Origin of the sequence: Gallibacterium genomosp. 1 (assembly GCF_001678575.1) — a bacterium.
GTDB lineage: Bacteria > Pseudomonadota > Gammaproteobacteria > Enterobacterales > Pasteurellaceae > Gallibacterium.
Genome location: NZ_JTJP01000042.1, coordinates 1 through 19,219 on the forward strand (window position 1 = coordinate 1; position 19,219 = coordinate 19,219).

The 19,219-nt window shown below is 39.0% G+C and carries 19 protein-coding genes, 1 other RNA gene and 1 pseudogene; 15 read left to right on the forward strand and 6 right to left on the reverse strand.

Annotation, left to right across the window (positions count from 1 at the left end; genetic code table 11):
* Positions 1-54: 54 nt before the first annotated feature.
* The 3 genes from QV04_RS08090 to QV04_RS08100 form a co-directional block, all read right to left on the reverse strand.
* Positions 55-651 carry a 5-formyltetrahydrofolate cyclo-ligase gene (locus tag QV04_RS08090; protein ID WP_065230869.1) on the reverse strand — a complete coding sequence of 199 codons (597 nt, stop codon included), beginning with the start codon at positions 649-651 and terminating at the stop codon, positions 55-57.
* 18 nt (positions 652-669) lie between these two features.
* A non-coding RNA gene (gene ssrS / locus QV04_RS08095) (6S RNA) lies at positions 670-849 on the reverse strand.
* A gap of 68 nt (positions 850-917) precedes the next feature.
* Complete coding sequence (locus QV04_RS08100; protein ID WP_013745654.1) at positions 918-1,220, reverse strand: cell division protein ZapA; 303 nt, start codon at positions 1,218-1,220, stop codon at positions 918-920.
* A gap of 138 nt (positions 1,221-1,358) precedes the next feature.
* Here QV04_RS08100 and QV04_RS08105 point away from each other — a divergent pair, with 138 nt between their 5' ends.
* The 14 genes and pseudogenes from QV04_RS08105 to fruA all read left to right on the forward strand — a co-directional run bounded on the left by QV04_RS08105 (position 1,359) and on the right by fruA (position 16,793).
* Positions 1,359-1,913 (forward strand): UPF0149 family protein, encoded by a 555-nt coding sequence (locus QV04_RS08105; protein WP_013745653.1) that lies wholly within the window; start codon positions 1,359-1,361, stop codon positions 1,911-1,913.
* An 11-nt stretch (positions 1,914-1,924) separates the two neighbouring features.
* Complete coding sequence (gene pepP, locus QV04_RS08110; RefSeq protein WP_065233370.1) at positions 1,925-3,259, forward strand: Xaa-Pro aminopeptidase; 1,335 nt, start codon at positions 1,925-1,927, stop codon at positions 3,257-3,259.
* A 2-nt stretch (positions 3,260-3,261) separates the two neighbouring features.
* The gene (gene ubiH, locus QV04_RS08115) at positions 3,262-4,449 is read left to right on the forward strand and encodes a 2-octaprenyl-6-methoxyphenyl hydroxylase (protein WP_065230864.1); all 1,188 of its coding nucleotides are present in this window, start codon (positions 3,262-3,264) and stop codon (positions 4,447-4,449) included.
* Entirely contained in the window at positions 4,449-5,669 is a 1,221-nt protein-coding gene (locus QV04_RS08120) for an FAD-dependent monooxygenase (protein WP_065230863.1), read from the forward strand. Before ubiH ends, QV04_RS08120 begins: the two co-directional genes overlap by 1 nt.
* Before the next feature lie 156 nt (positions 5,670-5,825).
* Positions 5,826-6,287, forward strand: coding sequence for a transcriptional regulator AsnC (gene asnC / locus QV04_RS08125; RefSeq protein WP_013745649.1), 462 nt, complete (start codon positions 5,826-5,828; stop codon positions 6,285-6,287).
* A gap of 27 nt (positions 6,288-6,314) precedes the next feature.
* Positions 6,315-7,073: a uridine phosphorylase gene (gene udp, locus QV04_RS08130; RefSeq protein ID WP_065230862.1), complete on the forward strand. Its 759-nt coding sequence runs from the start codon at positions 6,315-6,317 to the stop codon at positions 7,071-7,073.
* A gap of 446 nt (positions 7,074-7,519) precedes the next feature.
* The gene (tig, locus tag QV04_RS08135; RefSeq protein ID WP_065230861.1) at positions 7,520-8,821 is read left to right on the forward strand and encodes a trigger factor; all 1,302 of its coding nucleotides are present in this window, start codon (positions 7,520-7,522) and stop codon (positions 8,819-8,821) included.
* A gap of 138 nt (positions 8,822-8,959) precedes the next feature.
* Positions 8,960-9,547 (forward strand): ATP-dependent Clp endopeptidase proteolytic subunit ClpP, encoded by a 588-nt coding sequence (gene clpP / locus QV04_RS08140; RefSeq protein WP_013745609.1) that lies wholly within the window; start codon positions 8,960-8,962, stop codon positions 9,545-9,547.
* An 11-nt stretch (positions 9,548-9,558) separates the two neighbouring features.
* Complete coding sequence (clpX, locus tag QV04_RS08145) at positions 9,559-10,806, forward strand: ATP-dependent protease ATP-binding subunit ClpX (protein WP_013745610.1); 1,248 nt, start codon at positions 9,559-9,561, stop codon at positions 10,804-10,806.
* A 141-nt stretch (positions 10,807-10,947) separates the two neighbouring features.
* On the forward strand, positions 10,948-11,346 hold the full coding sequence (locus tag QV04_RS08150; RefSeq protein WP_013745611.1) for a YbaN family protein: 399 nt from the start codon (positions 10,948-10,950) through the stop codon (positions 11,344-11,346).
* Between the two features lie 130 nt (positions 11,347-11,476).
* A complete protein-coding gene (locus QV04_RS08155; RefSeq protein WP_039087704.1) occupies positions 11,477-12,778 on the forward strand; it encodes an anaerobic C4-dicarboxylate transporter in 1,302 nt (433 codons plus the stop codon).
* Between the two features lie 225 nt (positions 12,779-13,003).
* Positions 13,004-14,158, forward strand: a pseudogene (gene fruB / locus QV04_RS08160) (fused PTS fructose transporter subunit IIA/HPr protein); the annotation flags it as partial.
* A 4-nt stretch (positions 14,159-14,162) separates the two neighbouring features.
* Positions 14,163-15,101 carry a 1-phosphofructokinase gene (gene fruK, locus QV04_RS08165; protein ID WP_065233372.1) on the forward strand — a complete coding sequence of 313 codons (939 nt, stop codon included), beginning with the start codon at positions 14,163-14,165 and terminating at the stop codon, positions 15,099-15,101.
* A 3-nt stretch (positions 15,102-15,104) separates the two neighbouring features.
* Positions 15,105-16,793, forward strand: coding sequence for a PTS fructose transporter subunit IIBC (gene fruA, locus QV04_RS08170; protein ID WP_065233373.1), 1,689 nt, complete (start codon positions 15,105-15,107; stop codon positions 16,791-16,793).
* Positions 16,794-16,842: 49 nt separating this feature from the next.
* Here fruA and QV04_RS08175 read toward each other — a convergent pair whose 3' ends face one another.
* Positions 16,843-17,706, reverse strand: a complete 864-nt coding sequence (locus QV04_RS08175; protein WP_065233374.1) for a LysR family transcriptional regulator — start codon at positions 17,704-17,706, stop codon at positions 16,843-16,845.
* Positions 17,707-17,816: 110 nt separating this feature from the next.
* On the opposite strand from QV04_RS08175, the gene QV04_RS08180 reads away from it, so the two are divergent.
* Positions 17,817-18,041 carry a DoxX family membrane protein gene (locus QV04_RS08180; protein WP_231924865.1) on the forward strand — a complete coding sequence of 75 codons (225 nt, stop codon included), beginning with the start codon at positions 17,817-17,819 and terminating at the stop codon, positions 18,039-18,041.
* Here QV04_RS08180 and QV04_RS08185 read toward each other — a convergent pair.
* Positions 18,033-18,935, reverse strand: a complete 903-nt coding sequence (locus tag QV04_RS08185; protein ID WP_065233375.1) for a mechanosensitive ion channel family protein — start codon at positions 18,933-18,935, stop codon at positions 18,033-18,035. The two genes, QV04_RS08180 and QV04_RS08185, sit on opposite strands and share 9 nt — an antisense overlap.
* Positions 18,935-19,162: a DUF7575 domain-containing protein gene (locus tag QV04_RS08190; RefSeq protein WP_065233376.1), complete on the reverse strand. Its 228-nt coding sequence runs from the start codon at positions 19,160-19,162 to the stop codon at positions 18,935-18,937. Before QV04_RS08190 ends, QV04_RS08185 begins: the two co-directional genes overlap by 1 nt.
* Positions 19,163-19,219 lie beyond the last annotated feature (57 nt).

Genomic DNA, 19,219 nt, shown 5'->3' on the forward strand with positions numbered 1-19,219 from the left:
AGATCATTGTCGCTTGTATGGCTTTTTTATTTGGATAGAAAATTAAGAAATGAATTAAACGGCTAAAATTTCAAATAAAGGCATATCCCAATCTTCGGTCGGAATATGTTCAACTTGTTGGCAATGGTGAGCTAATCCTATCGGTAGAAAAGGTTTATTTTGCCAATTTTCAAGAGTTCTATCATAAAAACCGCCTCCCATTCCAAGACGATTTTTTTTCAGATCAAAAGCGACTAAAGGGGTAAAAATAATATCCAATCGATCAGGGGGTAAAACTTGTCTGACATCTAATTCCGGTTCAAGAATATTAAATTTATTTTTAACAAGTTTTGTTGTTGGCGTGTAAGAAAGAAATAAGAGATTTCCTTCACTAAAAGGATGTAAAACCGGCAAATAGAGATGATAGCCTTGCCGCCATAATGTTTCAATTAACTGATTTGTTGAGATTTCCCCATCAAAAGATAAATAAACTGCAATATTTTTTACGTTTAAAGGCGCTAGAAAATCCATAGCAACTTTTGCAACTTTCTGTTCAGCCATTGTCTGTTGTTGTAAAGTTAATGAGGAACGTCTTTGACGAATAAACCTTCTCAACTGTTGTCGTTGATATGATTTATTTGCAGATATATCAATAGAGGATTGAAGAGTCATTGTTTGTTTCAATTTAATTAGAAACCCAAGGTGCCGGTGTGGGTGATCGGTCCTTGAACCCTACGGTTCAAGGGAGTCAGTCTTACAATCATTAGGCTTCTTGATAACAAGCATGCTCACCGACTGTAGGTAACCAACTCTAAAAAATATCAGTATCGGCTCAGGGACGTAACCCATTGTCGAACACCCCAGGTTGAGAATAATAGTACCTTAAATTTTTTAATTTGCCTAGTCAGAGATTAGAATTTCTTGTTTTAAATCAGATTTTATTTTCTGGTAGGCATATTAGATAAAATAGTGCTTAAAGAATGTTCTATTTGTTCAATTTTATTGTTGATTAAATATTCTCGTTCAGAATTTTGCTGTTGCTGAGTTAATAATTCATAGCATAAATTTAAACCAACAATAGTGAGCGCTTTATCCAATTGAATAATTCCGGTGCGATTTTTTAATTCAGAAACCTTTTTTTCTAAAACCTCAGCTGCTTCTCTTAATGCCTGTTGTTGATCTTCCGGGCAGCTTAAACGCAGATTTTGACCAAAAATATACAAATCAATATTTTTAGACATAAAAGACCTCTTAGATAAATAATAAAATTATAGAAATGGCGGTATTATGCCATAGCAAATAAGTTTCGTCATAGATTATTGGTGGATATATAAGGTTGGTGATAGAATGACAACATTTACAATTAGATGGAACATAGAATGGTTGCAATAACAGCTCAACAACTGAGCAATGAATTAAAACAGGCGGGCATTGCCCTAAATGGCGTAGAATTACACGGTCTTTTAAGCGGATTTATCTGCGGTGGCATTAAAGATGAAAGTTGGAAAACATTGCTTTATAAATTCACTAATGACGATCACGCGTATCCCATCCAATTATTAACAAAAATCACCGAACTTTATCAAACACTACATAAAAATTTAGCGGATATTACAGAATTTGAGTTTGATCTTGATTTAGGCGAGTCAGGCGATGTTTTCCAAAATATCAATGCACTCAGCGAATGGAGTAATCACTTTTTGCTCGGCTTAGGTTTAGCTCAACCGAATTTACAGCAAGAAAAACAAGCGGATATTGTTGAGGCAATATCGGATTTACGTGATATTTGTCAGCTAGGTTATGAAGACGGTGATGATGAAGAGGGGTTGGAACAGGCTTTCGAAGAGATTGTTGAGTATTTAAGAACGATTGCAATGTTGTTTTATTCCCATTTTGGTCAGGCTCAGGCAACAATGCACCGAACTGTGCATTAAGGAACAATTTTATGGATTTAAGTTATATGGCAGAGATGCCGAAAGAGGAGTTTCAGCAACGTCGTCAACGCGTGTTGGAACAAATGTCGGATAACAGCGCACTTATTCTGTTTTCAAGTTTGGAATGTAAGCGGAATGCGGATACTACCTACCCGTTTCGTCAAGACAGTTACTTTTGGTATTTAACCGGATTTAACGAACCGGATTCAGTGTTATTGTTGAAAAAGAGCAATAACGAACAGCACGCTATGCTGTTTTTGCGCCCGTCCGATCCATTAATGGAAACTTGGAACGGACGCCGTTTGGGGGTAGAGAGGGCTACAACAGAGCTGAATTTGGATGCTGCTTTTTCGATTGAAGATTTGCAACAACAACTACCGTTGTTATTAAACGGCACACAAACACTCTATTATGCGCAAGAAGTTCAGGCTTGGGGTGATGAAGTTGTGCGTCAGACATTGTCTTTAATGCGTGCTAAACAGCGTCAGGGATTGCGCGTACCATTGACACAAATTTGCTGGCGTCCAATTTTAGATGAAATGCGTCTATTTAAGTCAGAAAACGAAATTCGTTTAATGCAGCAAGCAGGGCAAATTTCAGCATTGGCACATATGCGTGCAATGAAACAGGCTCGTCCGCAGCGGTTTGAATATGAATTGGCAAGCGAATTGTTGCACGAATTTAACCGTTTCGGTGCGAGATCTGAATCTTTCGGATCGATTGTTGCAAGCGGTGATAATGCCTGTATTTTGCACTATACAGAAAATGATCGCTTAATGCAGGACGGTGATTTAGTGTTAATTGATGCCGGTTGTGAATTTGCTATGTATGCCGGCGATATTAGCAGAACTTTCCCGGTGAACGGCAAATTCAGTCAAGCACAGCGAGAGGTTTATCAAATTGTGCTTGACGCACAAAAACGAGCGATAGAATTGTTGGTTAATGGCAGCTCCATCAAGCAAGCAAATGATGAAGTGTTGAAAATTAAGGTTGCAGGCTTGGTTAAATTAGGCATTTTATCCGGTGAGGTAGAGCAGTTAATCGCAGATAAAGCCTATTTACGCTTTTATATGCACGGTTTGGGACATTGGCTCGGATTGGATGTTCACGATGTCGGAGAATATGGTGAAAATCGTAGCAGAACATTGGCGCCCGGAATGGTTGTGACGGTTGAACCGGGGTTGTATATTCCTAATGCAGAAGATATTCCACCGGCTTATCGAGGCATTGGCGTTCGTATTGAGGATGATCTACTGATTACCGACTATGGCAACAAGGTGTTGACCGTAGCAGTGCCGAAAGAGATAGATGAAATCGAAGCCTTAATGGCAGCTAGCAAGGATTAATTATGCAACAACACTACGACTTGATCATTGGTGGCGGTGCAATGAATGGCTTAACGCTTGCCTTGGCGTTATCCCACTTTTCAGCGCAGCGATTAAAAATTGCTGTGGTTGAAAAACGGTTACAGCAAGAACAACAAGGCGTGGGATTTGATACACGTTGTGTTGCTTTATCTGATGGGACTTGTCGTAAGTTAGCCAAAATTCCTTTTTCCGACCACTATTCATTGTGGGATAAAATATGTTCATTTGCCGAACCGATTAAACAGGTGCATATTTCTGAACAGCACCATTCAGGCATTGTCGAAATTAATGCTCAAGAGTTGCATTTGTCGCAAGTCGGTGCGGTTGTTCCATTAAGCGAAATGGGGTTAATGTTTAGCCAAGCGTTAAAGGCTCGACCGAATATTGATTTTATTTGTCCGGATAGCATTGTTGAGTTACAAACATCAAAACAACAGATTTCCGTATTATTACAAAGTGGACAACAACTAAGTGCAAAATTGCTTGTGGCGGCGGATGGCAGTGATTCAAAAATTGCTGAATTGGCAAAGATTGCCACCGAAACGGTGCATAATTACCAACAAACAGCGATCATTGCCAATGTGAGAATTTCCAGCTCACATAACGGGCGAGCTTTTGAACGCTTTACGACACAAGGGCCAATTGCATTATTGCCGTTAGCGGACAAAATGATGTCATTAGTGTTTTGTACGAAAGCGCCGGAACAGCTACTTAATATGAATGACGAACAATTCATATCACATTTACAACAGCAGTTCGGTTGGCGGTTAGGTGCGTTTCAGGCTGTTAGTCGCCGTTATGCCTATCCATTAATGTTAAAACGGGCGACATCTTTTGTCGGAGATCGTATTGCGTTAGTCGGAAATGCAGCACAAACACTGCATCCTGTGGCAGGGCAAGGCTTTAATTTAGGAATTCGTGATGTTTTTGCATTAGCGAAAATCGTGGCGGAAGCAGATGAGATCGGTTCGGCAGCAATGTTGCAACAGTATCAGCAGCAGCGCCTTGCCGATCAACAGCACATTATTGGCTTAACAGATAATTTAGTGCAAATTTTTAGTAATTCATTGTTACCGTTACAAATTTTGCGCAATTTAGGCTTAATTGGTTTAAGCAGCTGTGCTTTATTGCGAAATCGTTTTGTACAACCTACTTTGGGAAGAATTTAATGAAAACGTTCGATATTGTCGTCATTGGTGGCGGAATGGTTGGTTTGGCATTCGCACAAGCTTTAAAACAGAGTGCTTGTTCGATAGCTGTGATTGAAGCGAATAATACGGTATTTGATTTATCGAATATCGGTTATCGAGTGAGTGCATTAAATCTTTCTTCCGAAGCGATGTTGCGACAATTCGATGTTTGGCAGCAGTTAAAAGCGTGGCGAGCAACTGCCTATGCAGAAATGCAAGTATGGGAAAAAGACAGTTTCGGACGCATTGAGCTTAATACCGAGCAGCTTGGTGTTGAACATCTTGGGCATATTGTGGAAAACCAATTGATTCGCCAGGCGTTATATCAAGCGGTTGTCGCTCAAGAAAATGCTGAAGTGATTGTGAGCAGACCGGTGTCGTTGGGCGTCAATCAGGACAATGCGATTTTAGGCTTGGAAAACGGTGAAATTTTAGTCGCAAAATTGGTGGTTGGCGCGGATGGTGCTAATTCGTGGTTGCGACAACAGGCGAATATTCCGTTGGTTTTCCGTGATTATCAACATTCGGCTTTAGTGTGTAATGTGGAAACGGAGGAACCGCATCAACAAATTTGCCGCCAAATTTTCTCTCCGGATGCCATTTTAGCCTTTTTGCCGTTACATCAGCCTCATTTAAGTTCGATTGTTTGGTCGCAGGATCCGGCACAAGCAGAGGCGATGGCGAGTTGTGATCCGCAACAGTTTAATCGCTATTTAACTACAGCGTTTGATAATAGATTGGGGTTATGCAAGCTGGTAACGCAACGTAGTGTTTATCCACTTACAGCACGATTTGCTCGACAATTTGCCTCACAGCGTATTGCTTTGGTTGGCGATGCGGCACATACTATTCATCCTCTTGCCGGTTTAGGCGTGAATTTAGGGTTTATGGATGCGTTGGCATTGGCGGAAGAGGTGGATAAACATTTAGCACAGGATAAAGATATCGGCAGTTATCGTCATTTACGTCATTATGAACGTTGGCGTAAGGCGGAGGCATTAAAAATATTGACAGCAATGCAGGGTTTTAAAGATCTTTTTGCCGGTGAGCAACCGTTAAAAAAATTGATACGAGGGGTGGGGTTATCATTAACCAATCAACTCTCGCCGATTAAGCAACAATTTATTCAGCAAGCAACCGGATTAAGTGGGGATTTACCACAACGAGTTAGACAGTTAAATCTCTTTGATTTAGCTTGAAATTTTGATCTGCTTCACATTTTTATTGGAAGAATGATAAAAAAATGGATTTTGCCTTGAAACAAATTAGTAACTCTCTTACCATTAGAAGAAATTTATTTTTCATATCGATAAATTATATATTATCTAATTATTTCATTACTTATAAGGCTGAATATGCAACCAGTTACCAATATTGATCATTTAGATCAACAGATTTTACGTGTGTTAACGCAAGACGCTCGTACTCCGTATGCGGAAATGGCGAAAAATTTCGGTGTCAGTCCGGGAACTATTCACGTTAGAGTCGAAAAAATGCGACAGTCCGGCATTATTGAAGGTACAAAAGTCAAAATTAATGAAAGACGTTTAGGCTATGATGTTTGTTGTTTTATCGGCATTATCCTGAAAAGTGCAAAAGATTATGAAAAAGTGATCGCAAAGCTGAAAGATTTTGATGAAGTGGTAGAGGCTTATTACACAACCGGAAATTATTCAATATTTATCAAGGTGATGACACATACTATCGAAGAATTGCATCACGTGTTGGCAACGAAAATTCAACTAATTGATGAGATCCAATCAACTGAAACTTTGATCTCAATGCAAAATCCTATTCTCCGAGATATAAAACCATAACGTACAAAAATAAGATAAGGAGGCTGTATGTCTGATGTGTTCCATTTGGGTTTAAAGAAAACTGATTTAGATGGGGCTACTCTTGCAATTGTGCCGGGAGCACCAGAAAGAGTACCGGTTATTGCCAAGCTGTTGGATAATCCTAAATTTTTAGTATCTACACGTGAATTTACTTCGTGGCTAGGCTATTTGCACGGTAAAGCCGTGGTTGTTTGTTCTACCGGTATTGGCGGCCCATCGGTATCCATTGCTGTTGAAGAGTTGGCACAGCTTGGTGTGCGTACCTTTTTACGTATCGGCACAACGGGAGCGATTCAACCGCATATTAATGTCGGTGATGTTCTGATCACAACCGGTGCGGTACGTTTGGATGGCGCAAGCCAACACTTTGCGCCGTTAGAGTATCCAGCAGTGGCGAATTTTGAATGTACCACAGCACTTTATCGTGCAGCACAAGAGTTAAATCCGAACAAAACTTATGTCGGCATTACGGCTTCATCGGATACTTTCTATCCTGGGCAAGAGCGTTATGACACTTATAGCGGTAAAGTTTGGCGTAAGTTTGCTGGCTCTTTGAAACAGTGGCAGGAACTTAATGTAATGAATTTTGAAATGGAATCGGCAACGCTGTTTACAATGTGTTCAGCGTTAGGGTTACGAGCTGGTATGGTTGCAGGTGCAATTGTTAACCGCACACAACAGGAAATTCCTAATGAGGCAACAATGAAAGCGACAGAAGAAAATGCGGTGAAAATTGTTGTGAAAGCAGCGGAGTATCTTCTTTAATAAAAACTAAATTTAGTTTTAATAAAGATTAAAAATAATGATAAAGACCTAGTTCAAAACTGGGTCTTTGATTTAATAAAAATCTCAAATTAAAAATACTCCAATATTACAAATATCTTCTATTGTTCTCTGTCATCCGCCCTAATGTAGATAGAAAAATAAGTCATTGAAGGTTTGTCAACGATCTATAAGATGTTCTTGTTATCTGATGTGAGCTTAAAATTAAATTATTTAGCACAAGGGAAGAAGTAAAAGCAATTAAATTGAGTGAACAATAAACAACTATCCGTTTTTATCGTTCGCTTTCTCGACATATTACCAATGAATAGGCTATAATCGGGCGTTCTTTTTAATACGCTTGTATTACTTTTAAATAATAGGTATTTTTTGCGTGTTCGGTAGCAATAGAAAGTGCCGAGTACAATTATTTTTTTGAGGTAGCATAAATGCAAATTTCAGTAGAAACAACTCAAGGATTAGAACGCCGTATTAGCATTACTGTACCGGCAGACGAGATCGAACAAGCTGTTCGTGAAGAATTAAAAAGAGTAGCTAAAACTGCTCGTATTGATGGTTTCCGTAAAGGTAAAGTGCCGCCAAGCATCATTGAAAAACGCTTTGGCGCTTCTGCCCGTCAGGATGTTTTAGGTGATGTAATGCAGCGTCACTTTTTTGATGCAGTAATGCAGGAAAAAATCAATTTGGCAAGCCGTCCAACTTTTGCACCGGAAAAATACAAGGTTGGTGAAGATTTAACTTTCTCTGCAACTTTTGAAGTTTATCCTGAAATAGAAATCAAAGGTTTAGAAAATATCAAAGTTGAAAAGCCAGTTGTAAAAATCAATGAAGCAGATATTGATAAAATGGTTGATACATTACGTAAACAACAAGCAACTTGGGAAGAAACAAATGAAGCAGCGACTGCTGACAGTCGCGTAACTTTAGATTTCGTTGGTTCTATTGATGGCGAAGAATTTGAAGGTGGAAAAGCGAACGACTTCGTTCTCTTTATGGGACAGGGACGTATGATTCCGGGGTTTGAGGATGGGATTGTAGGTCATAAAGCTGGTGAACAATTTGACATCGATGTAACTTTCCCAGCCGAATATCACGCTGAAAATTTAAAAGGTAAACCTGCTAAATTTGCTATTACCTTGAAAAAAGTAGAAAAAATGGTACTTCCTGAATTAACAGATGAGTTTGTGGCTAAATTCGGACCAAATACCAAAACTGTAGCTGATCTTCGTGCAGAAATTGAAAAAAATATGCAACGTGAACTTGATAATGCAGTAACTGCAAACATCAAACAGCAAGTTCTTGATGGTTTGCTTGAGCAAAATAATATCGATGTTCCGAATGCAGCGGTTGATGAAGAAATCAATGTATTACGTCAACAAGCAGCACAACGTTTTGGTGGTAATGCTAAACAAGCGCTTGAATTACCACGTGAAATCTTTGAAGAACAGGCTAAACGTCGTGTTAAAGTCGGTTTATTACTTAGCAAAGTTATCTCCGGTAATGACTTAAAAGTAGATGAAGATCGTGTTAAATCAATGATCGCAAGTATTGCTTCTGCTTATGAGCAACCTGAAGAAGTGATTAATTATTACAGTAGCAATAAAGAACTTTCCAACAACATCCGTAACGTTGTATTAGAAGATCAAGCTGTTGATGCAATTCTTGCTAAAGCGCAAGTGTCAGAAGTTGAAAAATCTTTTGACGACATTATGAACACTCCTCGTGCATAATGAATAGTGCTATAGCACTATTTGAAAATAGCGCTATAACACAAAATTATTCTACATTCATCAAGTGCGGTTAATCTATACCGCACTTTTTCTATTCTTTTTACGATTAAAAAGACTAGCTACAAAATAGGAGAAAATATGGCATTAGTTCCAATGGTTGTCGAACAAACTGCTCGTGGTGAACGTGCTTTCGATATTTATTCTCGCTTGCTTAAAGAACGTGTGATTTTTCTTAACGGTCAAGTAGAGGATAATATGGCTAACTTAATTGTTGCTCAATTATTATTCCTTGAAGCGGAAAATCCTGATGAAGATATTAATCTTTATATCAACTCACCCGGCGGTGTAGTTACTGCCGGAATGGCAATTTATGACACAATGCAATTTATTAAACCTGATGTTCGTACGCTTTGTATGGGACAAGCTTGTTCTATGGGAGCATTTTTATTAGCGGGTGGTGCAGCAGGAAAACGTTTTGCTCTTCCGCATGCTCGTATTATGATTCATCAACCTTTAGGTGGGTATCGTGGTCAGGCATCGGATATTCAAATTCACGCACAGGAAATTCTTAAAATCAAAGATACTTTAAATCAACGTCTTGCTTTCCATACTGGTCAACCATTGGAAGTTGTAGAACGTGATACTGATCGTGATAACTTTATGTCTGCTCAGGCAGCTAAAGAATATGGTTTAATTGATGAAGTATTAACTCATCGCCAACTATAAGTGAGAAATTTATGTCAGATAAACCAGAAAACAACGAAAAATTTTACTGCTCACTTTGTGGCAAAGAAAAACACGAAGTCGGCAAATTAATCGCCGGTGTATCCGGTTATATTTGCAATGAATGTGTGGAAACGTGCCACGATTTATTAATGGAAGAAGCCAATAAACATCAAAAAGAGCAAGAACAGGAAAAACCGCTTGAAAAATTGCCTACTCCTCACCAAATTCGCGCACATTTGGATGATTATGTCATTGGACAAGATCAGGCGAAAAAAATCCTTTCCGTTGCTGTTTATAACCATTACAAACGTTTACGCAACAATGAAACCGATCTTGATGTTGAATTAGGCAAAAGTAACATTTTGCTTATCGGTCCGACCGGAAGCGGGAAAACATTATTGGCGCAAACATTAGCTCGCCAAATTAATGTGCCTTTCGCCATTGCCGATGCTACTACATTGACTGAAGCCGGTTATGTCGGTGAGGATGTGGAAAATATTATCCAGCGGTTATTGCAAAATTGCGATTACGATACGGAAAAAGCGGAACAGGGTATTATTTATATTGATGAAATCGATAAAATTACTCGTAAATCTGAAAACCCTTCCATTACCCGCGATGTTTCCGGTGAAGGTGTGCAACAAGCGTTATTAAAACTGATTGAAGGCACAATTGCCTCCGTTCCGCCTCAAGGCGGGCGCAAACACCCACAGCAAGAGTTTTTGAAAGTGGATACCTCAAAAATTCTGTTTATTTGTGGCGGTGCATTCTCCGGTTTGGATAAAATCATTGAAAAACGCACCCACAAAGATCGTGGAATCGGTTTTAATGCCAATGTACAAAGCAAAGAGAAAGAGCACGATATCGGTGAATTGTTCGCGCAAGTCGAAACTGAAGATTTAATTAAATTCGGTTTAATTCCTGAATTTGTCGGTCGTTTGCCGGTTGTAGCCTCATTGGCTGAATTGGACGAAGAAGCATTAATTCGCATTTTAACTGTGCCGAAAAATGCCTTAATCAAACAATATCAAGCGCTATTTACACTGGAAAATGTGGAGTTGGAATTCACTCCGGAAGCATTAACCGCCATTGCTAAAAAAGCACTGGCACGTAAAACCGGTGCTAGAGGATTACGTTCCATCGTCGAAGGCGTGCTGCTCGATACAATGTACGATCTTCCTTCTTTAGAAGGATTAAAGAAAGTCGTTGTAGATCAGGATGTTATTGATAATCAAGCCCTACCGAAATTAGAATACTAACCACAATATTCGATCTGCATCGACTGATTAATTGAGCAGTGTGATTAATCAGCGAGCAGATCATTTTCTTGCCTTCATCATTTCTTTTCTATACAAAAACTGCTATCTTATTAAGAATAATTCTCAACAATGGAAAGATTGATGTTACGTTATATTTATATCGCTCTTGGCTTTACTTGCTTGGCTCTCGGCATTCTCGGCGCTTTCTTGCCGGTTTTACCGACCACACCTTTTTTACTCTGCACCCTCTTTTTCTTCGGAAAAAGTTCCCCTCGATTAGAGCAATGGTTTAAACAAACGCAGATTTATCATAAATACCTCAAAACATTTAATGAACAACGCGCATTAACCAAACGTGCCAAACGTTCCATTCTGTTGATTTCAACTATAATGATGGCACTCTCTTTTTATTTTTCCCCTAATCTCTTCGGTAAAATTGCGATTATTGCTTTACTATTGATCGAATATTGGTGTTTTTTCTTTTGGATAAAAACAATTCCTGAAGAAAAATCAATCTGTCACTCTCGTGAAACGGTGTAATAACATCATTATTTAGATCTAGCTCAACAATATCGATATAAAAACTGATAAAATCATTAACCACAAAGCGTTAATCTTAATTAACGCTTATTTGTTGTGTGTAAATCATAAAATTAAATAAGGAACTTATATGATCTGGTTACAATTTTTAGTTGTACTTTTCTTTATATTTTTAGGTACTCGCCTTGGTGGAATAGGAATCGGTTTTGCTGGCGGTTTAGGTGTTGTTGCATTAGCGTTGTTAGGCTTAACACCGGGTGAAATTCCATTTGATGTTATTTCTATCATTATGTCTGTTATTATGGCAATTGCTGCTATGCAGGTCGCAGGTGGTATGGATTTCTTAGTTAAATGGGCGGAGCACGTTCTTCGTAAACATCCTAAACATATCACTTTCCTTGCACCGGCAGTAGGTTACTTTATGACTGTTTGTGCTGGTACAGGTCACACTGCATTTTCAATTCTTCCAGTGGTGGCTGAAGTAGCGAAAGAACAAGGTATTAGACCTTCTCGTCCATTGTCCATTACTACTGTTGCTTCACAGATTGCTATTACAGCATCGCCAATTTCTGCTGCTGTTGTTTATCTTGCTGGAGAAATCGAAAAAAATTATGGGATTGGTTATATCGAATTATTGGCAATCTGGATTCCTACTACGTTCGCAGCCTGTATGATTACCGCATTTATCTGTAACTTCTTAGGAAAAGATTTAAAAGATGATGAAGAGTATCAACGCCGTTTAGCAGCCGGATTAATTAAATTGCGTGGTGAATCTCAAATTGAGATACAGCCTTACGCAAAACGTTCCGTTGCCATCTTCTTAGCGACCGTTATCATCGTGATGTTCTATGCAACATTGATCAGTAAAACCGTTGGTTTAGTTGATAATCCGGTTTTACCGCGTAACGAAGCCATTATCAGCTTTATGTTAGGTGCTGCTGCGTTGATCGTGATTTTCTGTAAAATCGACATCAGCAAAATTACCTCTGCTGCAACTTTCAAATCCGGTATGTCCGCCTCAATCTGTGTAATGGGTGTTGCTTGGTTAGGAAACACTTTCGTTGGTGGTCACATTGAAGAAATCAAAACCGTGTCTGCTGATTTATTGCAAAACTACCCTTGGATGTTTGCCGTGATCTTATTCTTCGCAAGTACATTGCTTTATTCACAAGCTGCTACTGCTAAAGCACTTTATCCGACAGCCATTCTATTAGGCGTTTCTCCTCTTTCTGCTATTGCAGCATTTGCGGCAGTTTCCGCCTTATTCGTATTGCCGACTTACCCAACTTTAATTGCTGCGGTAGAAATGGATGATACCGGTTCAACCCGTATCGGTAAATTTGTCTTTAACCACCCATTCATTATTCCGGGGGTAATTGCCATTTCCTTATCCGTTCTATTCGGTTTCTTATGGGGAAGCCTATTTATCTAAATGAGATACCTAAACTTTTTAATAAATCGGGAAGCATCAAAGCTTCCCGATTTTTTATCTCTTTTTCTTATTGCTAAATATCTAAAACGGTTTAGCAACCTTTTAAAAATACCCTTTTTAATCAAAAAATAGTCTTTTTCTTCATAATTTTTTCACCAAATAAAATAAATTGGGTTAAAATTGTGCGATTTTATTTTCAGCCACTAACAATCTAAGGAGTCCCTCGTGTTTAATCTCGTTGAAAACGACATCCATCTTGCGGCGCAAGCCGATGATAAACAACAAGCGATTACTGCTGTTGCCCAAGCCTTTGTCGAAAAAGGGCTGGTTGAAGAGGGTTATTTGCAAGGTATGCTTGCTCGTGAACAACAAACTTCAACATTTTTAGGGAATGGTATTGCGATTCCTCACGGCACACTGGATACCCGTCATTTGGTAAAACAGACCGGTGTACAAATCTTCCAATTTCCTAACGGCGTAAAATGGAGCGATGACAATATTGCTTATTTAGTAATAGGTATCGCTGCCAAATCAGACGAACATCTTGCGATTTTACGCCAATTAACGCATTTACTCGGCGATGAAGATATTGCTGAAAAACTCGCAAAAACAACCGATGCACAAGAGTTTATCGCACTCTTTAACGGTGATAATGGTAATATCGTTGATGAAACTTTGGTTTCTCTCAATATCGACACCACCAGCTTATTAACGTTAACTGCTATCAATGCCGGTAATCTGCAACAAGCTAAAGCAGTTGACAATCAATTTGTGACTGAGGTTATCGCTTCCGCCGCTTTACCTTTAGGCAACGGTTTATGGGTGAACGACAGCCTCAACGGTAATCAAAAAAATGCGATTGCATTTGCTCGTCCAAAACAGCCGTTCCAAAACAATAATAAAACCGTTGCCGGTTTGATTACGATCGCCAACGTAGATGACAAAATTGAAAATCTGCTAGCAAATCTACTTGATCCGCAATGCCAACAACAGTTACTCAACGGCTCTGCCACACAAGTTGTTGCAGCATTGCAAGGCAAAGTTGAAGAAGTTCCTGCTACTGCTAACACAACGGCATCTGCTACATCAACAGCATCTGCCACAGAGGGGCAATTGGAAGCTACTTTTACTATCAAAAATGAACACGGTCTTCACGCTCGCCCATCAGCAGTGCTTATCAATGAAGTGAAAAAATATAAATCAACGATCCAAGTGAAAAATATTGATCGAGATACCGGTTTTGTGAATGCGAAAAGTTTAATGAAAGTTGTCGGTTTAGGTACAACTAAAGGTCAACGTTTATGCTTTATTGCTCAGGGTGAGGATGCAGAACAAGCATTAAAAGGTATCGGCGAAGCAATTAATGCCGGTTTAGGAGAGTAAAATGCCTCGCATTGCGACTATTACATTAAATACAGCTTTCGATTTGGTCGGGCGTTTATCTCGCATTCAACTTGGTGAAGTGAATACTGTTGAAACCTTAGGGATCTATCCGGCTGGTAAAGGAATTAATGTTGCTAAAGTATTGCACGACCTCAATTTGGATGTCAGTGTCAGTGGATTTCTTGGGAAAGAGAATCAGGGCGATTTTATTCAACTTTTTCAACAACTTGGGTTAGATAATCGTTTTCAACGTGTTGCCGGAAAAACTCGAATTAACGTTAAAGTTACTGAAACTGAAGCGGATGTAACCGATTTAAACTTCTTAGGTTATCAAGTTTCCGAAAAGGATTGGCAATGTTTTGTTGAACAATCGCTACAGGATTTTAAAGATTACGATTTGGTTGCTGTCTGTGGTAGTTTGCCTAAAGGCATTTCTCCACAAGCATTTACTGCTTGGTTACAACAACTTGGACAGCATACTAAAGTCGTTTTAGACAGCAGCAATGAAGCTCTCACTGCCGGTTTAAAAGCAAATCCGTGGCTAGTAAAACCAAATCATCGTGAGTTGGAAGCTTGGATTGGTAAACCGCTCAATTCATTAACAGAAATTATTGATGCCGCTAAGCAGTTGAAAAAGCAAGGTATTGCTAATGTTATTATTTCAATGGGGGCAGCAGGTTCATTATGGATTAATGATGAAGGTGTTTTGCAGGCTCAACCACCAAAATGCACTAATGTGGTAAGTACGGTCGGCGCTGGTGATTCAATGGTTGCCGGTTTAATTTACGGCACAGAACAACAGCTTTCAAAAGAACAAACGCTACGTTTCGCTTCTGCTGTTTCCGCATTAGCAGTTGCACAAAGTAATGTTGGTGTTGCTGATCATCAAGCATTGAATCAACTTATTGACCAAGTCAAAATCACCAAAATTGAGGAATAATCTATGAAGATTTTTTTATTAGCACAAGAAAAACGTGGTAATGCAACGCTTTACTTGTTAAAACAAATGGTTAGTAAAATTGCTAATCAGCAAAACCACCAGTTGGTTGAACAGATACAAGATGCCGATCTTGTATTAGTTTTAGGCGATAAATTACCAAATAATCCTGTTCTTGTTGGTAAAAAAGTATTTTTAACAGCTTTTGAACAGGCGTTTAATGCTCCTGAACAAACTCTACAGCAAGCACTAACTTCAGCAAATGACTATCAAACGCCAACAGATGTTCCAGCCGAAGCAGTTGCGAGTGATCGTCCATTAAATATCGTTGCAGTTACTGCTTGCCCTACTGGCGTAGCTCATACATTTATGGCAGCAGAAGCGATTTCTACTTATTGTCAAAAACAAGGATGGAACGTTAAAGTTGAAACTCGAGGTCAGGTTGGGGCTAATAATTTGATCTCTGCTGAAGATGTGGCAGCAGCTGATCTTGCTTTTATCGCTACCGATATTGATGTAGATTTAAGCAAATTTGATGGTAAAAAAATGTACCATACTTCAACAGGTCTAGCATTGAAAAAAACGGCTCAAGAATTTGAAAAGGCCTTTAAAGAAGCTAAAGTTTATCATCATAAGCAGGATAATAGCGCTGCTACAAAAACTGAAACGAAAGAAAAAGGCGAGAAAAAAGGTGTTTATAGTCACTTAATGACTGGCGTTTCTCATATGTTACCAATGGTAGTGGCTGGCGGTCTTATCATTGCATTGTCTTTTGTATTTGGTATCGAGGCTTTTAAAGAAGAAGGTACATTAGCGGCTGCATTGATGAAAATTGGTGGTGGCAGCGCATTTGCTTTAATGATCCCTATTCTTTCTGGTTATATCGCTTACTCTATTGCAGATCGTCCGGGGCTTACTCCGGGGCTTGTTGGCGGTATGTTGGCAAGCTCGCTTGGTGCTGGGTTCATTGGTGGTATTATTTCCGGTTTCTTAGCTGGTTATATTGCTAAAGCGATCAATGATCACGTTAAATTGCCACAAACAATGAATGCCCTAAAACCGATTTTGATTATTCCATTCCTCTCTACTCTGTTTGTCGGTTTAATTATGATTTATATCGTTGGTGAACCGGTAGCTTGGGTAATGAACAGTATGACTGAATTCTTGAAAGGAATGCAATCAGGCAGTGCAGTTGTGCTTGGCATTATCCTTGGAGCAATGATGTGTTTTGATATGGGCGGTCCTGTAAATAAAGCTGCCTATACTTTTGGTGTTGGTCTATTAGCATCTGCTTCCTACTTACCTATGGCGGCTGTAATGGCAGCGGGTATGGTGCCGGCATTAGGTATGGGGATAGCCACCTTTATTGCTCGCAAAAAATTCAATGCAAATGAATTGGAGGGAGGTAAAGCCTCTTTTGTTCTCGGTTTATGCTTTATTTCTGAAGGGGCAATCCCGTTCGCCGCTCGTGACCCAATGCGCGTTATTCCAAGCTGTATGATTGGCGGCGCTTTGACCGGCGCATTATCAATGGTATTCGGTGTACAACTTATGGCGCCACACGGAGGTATTTTTGTGCTTGCAATTCCGGGTGCTATTCAGCCGGTATTACTTTATTTAGTGGCTATTGCAGCTGGTAGTATTGTTACCGGTGTGTTGTATGCAATGATTAAACCGAAAACATTAGAAGCTTAACTGTTTAAAAGTGATGGGATTTTCCCATCACTTTTCCTTTCTACCTTTGCTAAAAATCGTAATGTTTTAACGGATAACTCAGGAACTTCTCTGCCATAAAATCAATAAAACTGCGTACTTTCGCACTCATAAATTCTCGATTCATATAAGCAGCATATAGTGTATGATTTCTGTTTGCCGGATGTGGCACAATTTGCAGATCTCCTTGCTTTAAATCATCCTCGCACAAGAAACTAGGCAAATAAGCAATGCCTTGAGCTGCCAATGCCAACTGATACAACATTAAGGTATTATTGCTTGAGATAATATCAATAAAATGATGATCGACTTGTGTATAAGTTGGGATTAAACCTTTATGTTGCGTCCACGACTGCTCATTCAATTGTCCAAACTGCTGAATATATTTAGGACTGGCAACCCAGTAAAACGGCAAGCTGGCTAAGGGTTTTACAATTAAATTTTCTGCTGGATGTGCGGTAACTTTTAATGCCAAATCAAAACCTTGACCTACCAAATCGGTATGATGATTATCTAACGAAAGCTGCAAATTGACTTTAGGATAGCGATGTTGATATTCGGCTAAAAATTCTGCGAAACGCCTTGTTGCAAACCAAACCGGTAAAGTGATTTTTAATGTCCCTTGCGGATGGATCGTTCCTTGACTCGCTATCTGTTTTGCCTCTTCAAGATCATCTAATGCCACCACACACCGTTGATAATAATCTGTACCAACTTCGGTTAAACTTAAACGCCTGCTGGTTCTATTCAATAATTTTGCCTGCAAATAATGCTCTAAATTTGATAAATGCTTGCTTACCATCGAAGTGGAGAGATTCAACTGTTCTGCGGCTTTGCTAAAACTGCCTTTTTCGACTATCTGTCGAAATACTTTCATACTCTGTAAAGTGTCCATTATCATTTCCTATTAAGAAAAAATACTTTTCTAAAAACCATATCGTTTTCAGATTATGAAATCAATATACTAACTCACGTTTTCACTACTTAATTAAAAAAGGATAGTTTATGTCTAACTCTCAACCATTAACCAATTACGGTTTAGCTTTATTACGTATTGTTGCTGGTTATACTTTTTTATTACACGGCAGTGCAAAATTATTTGCACTCCCACACGTTTCCGCTTTTGATGGCTTGTCTGTTTTCTCATTATTGGGAATTGGCGGCATTTTAGAATTAGTCGGTGGTATTTTATTAGTGCTGGGTTTATTCTACTTTCTAGGATTAATTTAATGACTTAATCGATAACGGGTTATCGTATAAATTCACACCACCTTTAACGCCAAAATCAAGTGTGGTTACATTATAGGCGATCGAAATATCCTCTTGCTCAAATCGAACCTTAATTGCTTTAATCACCTGATGCATTGTCGCTAAATATTGATCGTGATCGGAAAACACTATCCAAACTTGTAATTGGAAATCATACGTTGATGCACCAATGTCGGTGAAGAAAATTCTCGGCTGATAAGGCTGTTGCACGATAATGCCCGATATTTTAGACAACTCATCCAAGGCTACCTGTTCCACTTTATTGAGATCATCGCCATAGGAAACGCCACTGGACACTATCGCCATTCTTTTCCCCAAAGATGAATAATTCACCACATTCTGCGAATAAATTAATTGGTTAGGAATATGTACACGTTGCCCTTCCACCGTTAATAAGGTTGTCACAAAGGTGCCGACATTTTCCACTACACCATATTGTCCATTGATATTGACCCAATCTTTCACTTTGAAAGGCACCAACACGTTGACCAACATCCCAGAAAAGAAATTGCTGATAGTTTCTTTTGTAGCAAAACCAACCACAATTCCAATCACACCGGCACTCGCCAACACTTGTGTTAGAACGCTTTCCAAACCCAGTAAATGAATGGCAATAAAATAGCCGGTCAACAAACATAATACACGCAGTGAAAAAGCAATAAAGAGATGAATGTTATGGATATTTTTGCCCTGTTGTTCAATATGTTTTTTATAGAAACTTCTAATTTTCGCTGAAATAAAATGGGCAATTAAAATCACAAGCAACGAAACCACAAGGTTCAATGCATAATCAGAAACAGTAATTGCTGTTTTTTCTAACCAAGATAACCAATACTCACTTGTTCTTATATCCATCAGTTTTTCCACCACAATAATCCTCCAATCACTACTAAAAAAATAATAAACCAAATAAACTGCACTTTTGCATTTTGCTTATTCATTGCCTGACGATGTTCTATATCTTGAGATAATCGTTGCTGATAAATTTTTTTCGCATTTTCATCGTGTAATGCAGTTTGGCAAAACGGACAAAAATCCAACGCTTCATTTACCTTTTTCTCACATTTTGGGCAAGATAACATTGACTAACTCCTCTTATCAAATTGGCTTGCTACTATAGCAAAATATAAGGATAAACG